This window comes from Salinisphaera sp. G21_0 (assembly GCF_017744115.1).
In the GTDB taxonomy this organism is placed as follows: Bacteria; Pseudomonadota; Gammaproteobacteria; order Pseudomonadales; family Endozoicomonadaceae; genus Endozoicomonas.
In genome coordinates this window covers 1-4,009 of sequence record NZ_JAGHQW010000125.1, presented here as the reverse complement: position 1 = coordinate 4,009, position 4,009 = coordinate 1, and the positions used below count along the sequence as shown (strand labels likewise).

Genomic DNA, 4,009 nt, shown 5'->3' with positions numbered 1-4,009 from the left:
CAGTTTCACAGCAGATTCCTTGAACTCTGCCGTATAGGTTTTGACTTTCTTTTCTGACATCTGGACACACCTTGAGGGGCTTTGATATTACCCGAGTCTGTGTGTCCGGAAAACTATAACCACTTCATACATCAGTAAAGGCAGGTATCAAGAACAAGCGACACAAATGTGGTTGGGATGAACATTATATGATGAATGTTCTTGGATTGATCAATATGTGATCATGTTTTTGCCGTAATCATGACTCCGGAACAGTGTTCAAATTCCGGCAAAATGAACTTCTGAACAGAACAGCAGTCTGTTTTTTATATTTTCATGAATTGATGAAATATAATTATGCACAGAACCTCTGCGGGTATCAGTGGTCAATACGCAAGATCCGATAAAGATTACCACCAGCCGGATGGCCGTGCTACTTCTTCAAGGCGCGTAAAATATAGACAGAATACCGTCAGAAAATGGGATAACCCCCCCTGCACTACCCAGGGGCGTAAGGAATGTTACCACTCTTCTGGCGTATGCCCTTCTCAACATCTACAGAACCGTTCAGTAAATCCTGCTCGAGATTTTAACGCCCTCATTAAACAGGAAATAATGGATGATCTGGTGAATAAATCCTATCGTTTCGGTCATCGCTATGATGGGAGAAATCACAGTCTGTATGCCAGTTCAATTAAACAATACACGTCAGCTGCTAAAAGACCGTTAAATCAAACGGAACAAGACCAGCTGATACGTTTGCTGCAAAATTTTACCGTAACACGGAGTTGGAGTTGGCGAAGCCTGTCAACAACACTTCATGCCTTGGCTTCAGCGGGTGTTTTTACCCCTCATAGCCCCATGGATGACCGTGTTAAGCACACTCAAGCTGCCTTATTGTCAATGCTACTGGATACCATAATATTCAAGTGCAATCGAAAAGCTGAAGCATGGGATATTGATGCCCGGGGAATCGCCAACCTGCTCTGGGCCATGGGGAAACTGGTGGACAACGGCCTGCAACAGACACCAGGACTGAAAAAAGCCATAGCCGCGCTGTTGCCCCACGTAAACGCACAAAAATCTAACTTTTCAGCACAGGGAATCGTCAACCAGCTGTGGGCCGTGGCGAAATTGGTGGACAACGGGCAGGAGCAGACACCAGGGCTCCAAGAGGTCATGGCCGCACTGTTACCCCAAGTGAACGAACTAACAGCTCACTTTAAACCCCAGGAAATCGCCAATCTGATGTGGGCCATGGCGAAATTGGTGGACAACGGGCAACAGAGAACAGCAGAACTCAAAGAGGCCGTGGCCGCGCTTTTGCCCCACGTGAACGCCAGGAAAGACCAATTTATTCCTCAGCATACCGCTAACCTGCTGTGGGCCATGGCGAAACTGGTGGACAACGGTCAGAAGTGGGTACCAGAGCTCCAGGAGTCTGTGGCCGTGTTGTTGCCCCAGGTAAACGTACAGAAAGACCAATTTATTCCTCAGGGCATTGCCAACCTGCTGTGGGCCATGGCGAAACTGCTGGACAACGGGCAGGAGCACACACCAGGGCTTAACGAGGCCGTGGCCGCGCTGTTGCCACGCGTGAATGCAAAAAAAGACCAATTTATTCCTCAGCATACCGCTAACCTTTTGTGGGCCTTGGCGAAACTGGTGGACAACGGCCAGGAACAGACACCAAGGCTTAAGAAAACTGTGACCGTGTTGTTGCCCCAGGTAAACGTACAGAAAGACCAATTTATTCCTCAGGGCATTGCCAACCTGCTGTGGGCCATGGCGAAACTGGTGGACAACGGGCAGGAGCACACACCAGGGCTCAACCGGGCCGTGGCCGCGCTGTTGCCCCACGTGAGTGCACAGAAAGACCAATTTAATGCCCAGGACATCGCCAACCTGGTGTGGGCCATGGCGAAACTGGTGGACATCGGGCAGCAGCGGACACCGGATCTCAACGAGGCCGTGGTCGCGCTGTTGCCCCATGTGAACGCACAAAAATACCAATTTATTCCTCAGCATATCGCCAACCTTCTGTGGGCCGTGGCGAAACTGGTGGACAACGGGCAGGAGCGGACACCAGAGCTAAACGAGGCCGTGGCCACGCTGTTGCCCCACGTGAATGCCAAGAAAGACCAATTTAATCCTCAGCATATCGCCAACCTGCTGTGGGCCGTGGCGAAACTGGTGGACAACGGGCAAAAGCGAACACCAGAGCTCGAAGAGGCCGTGGCCGCGCTTTGGCCCTGCGTGAACGCACAGAAAGACCAATTTAATGCCCAGGCTATCGCCAGCCTGCTGTGGGCTATGGCGAAACTGGTAGACAACGGGCAGAAGCAGACACCAGAGTTCAACGAGGCCGTGGCCGCGCTTTTGCCCTACGTGAACGCACATAAAGACCAATTTAATGCCCAGGCTATCACCAACCTGCTCTGGGCCATGGCAAAACTGGTAGACAACATGCAGGAGTGGTTACCAGGGCTCAGCGAGGCCGTGGCCACACTGTTACCCCACATGAACGCACAGAAGGACCAATTTAATGCTCAGGGTATCGCTAATCTGCTGTGGGCCATGGCGAAACTGGTAGACAACGGCCAGGAGCAGACACCAGAGTTCAACGAGGCTGTGGTCCGGCTGTGGCCCCACGTGAACGCAAAGAAAGAGCAATTTATTCCTCAGCAAATCGCCAACCTGCTGTGGGCCATGGCGAAACTGGTGGACAACGGCCTGCAACAGACACCAGTACTTAAAAAAGCTGTAGCCGCGCTGTTGCCCCACGTGCACGCAAATAAAGCCACCTTTACACCACAGGCAATTGCCAACCTGCTGTGGGCCATGACGAAACTGGTGGACAACGGAGAGTGGACACCAGGGTTTAAAGAAGCCGTGTCCGCGCTGCTGCCCTGCGTAAACCCACAAAAAGACCAATTTGATCCTCAGCAAGTCGCCAACCTGCTGTGGGCCATGGCGAAGCTGGGTGAACTCGTTGAGCTGCACGTGGTTATCTCTACGTTCGAATCGTTCCTCAACCGATTCAGTGACAACCCTCAGCTCTCTCAACAATTTATATTGATGTCTCTCTGGGGAGTAATGGTATGTTGTGCCAGGTTGTCTCTGGCCCCCAATGCCATTAAAAATAACGTGCTTGAAAAGCACATGGATGACCTGTTTACTCGCCTGGAAAATACATCCCCGGACAATGAAAAGGATCAACGCACCATTGCCATGGCCGCCAGTTGGCTTGGGAGAGCGTGTCCGATCGTTCCCTGTTACCAGACAACCATTTCAAAACCTCAAGCCGACTTTTGCGATCAACTCCAATCATGCATGCCCTCTTTGAAGATTGAACAAGAAAAAAGCCTGAACTCATTGCCTCCCGTTGACCTGCTGCTGTCAGAACACAACATGGTTGTTGAAATTCAGGGACCGTCTCATTACGTAAGTAATGATTTTAAAATCAGGAATGGTTCAACTCTGCTTAAAAAAGCACTTCTGAAAAAATCAGGATTTGAGGTCATTGAAATCCCGGTTAACCACCTTTGCAGCCAGAATTCAATGAAACTATGCATTGATCAAATAAAGGCCAGGGTGGACATCCTGCCACAGGGTCATGGCTCTGTATCACCTGACATCGGATCGGTAGAGGAGACAAACGTTACCGCCGATAAAAAGTGGCAATCTTCAAGTCATTGTTACCTAGCCGCCGAAGAAAATTCAGAAAAGCAAACAGACAAACCAAAAAAAAGAAAAAGGAAGAGAAAAAAAAAGCCAATAACCGCATCCCTTTCATCATGACTCCAGAACCGTGTTTACATTCGGGCAAAATGAACTTCTGAACAAAACAGCAGTCTGTTATTTATATTTTCATGACTTAATGAAATATAATTATGCATAGAACGTAAGCGCCAATTTAACCAGCGTAATAGCCAACCCTACCAGATCAGCTTATTCTTGAGATGCCTTCACTGCCCAGGGTAGAAGCTGCTCCAGTTTCTCAACCGTGTCCGCATAAGGCAGCTCTTTT

At 49.6% G+C, this 4,009-nt stretch carries 1 protein-coding gene; it reads left to right on the top strand.

The window, feature by feature from the left end:
• Positions 1-336: 336 nt before the first annotated feature.
• A complete protein-coding gene (locus J7439_RS24955) occupies positions 337-3,780 on the top strand; it encodes a DUF1601 domain-containing protein (RefSeq protein ID WP_209204762.1) in 3,444 nt (1,147 codons plus the stop codon).
• Positions 3,781-4,009 lie beyond the last annotated feature (229 nt).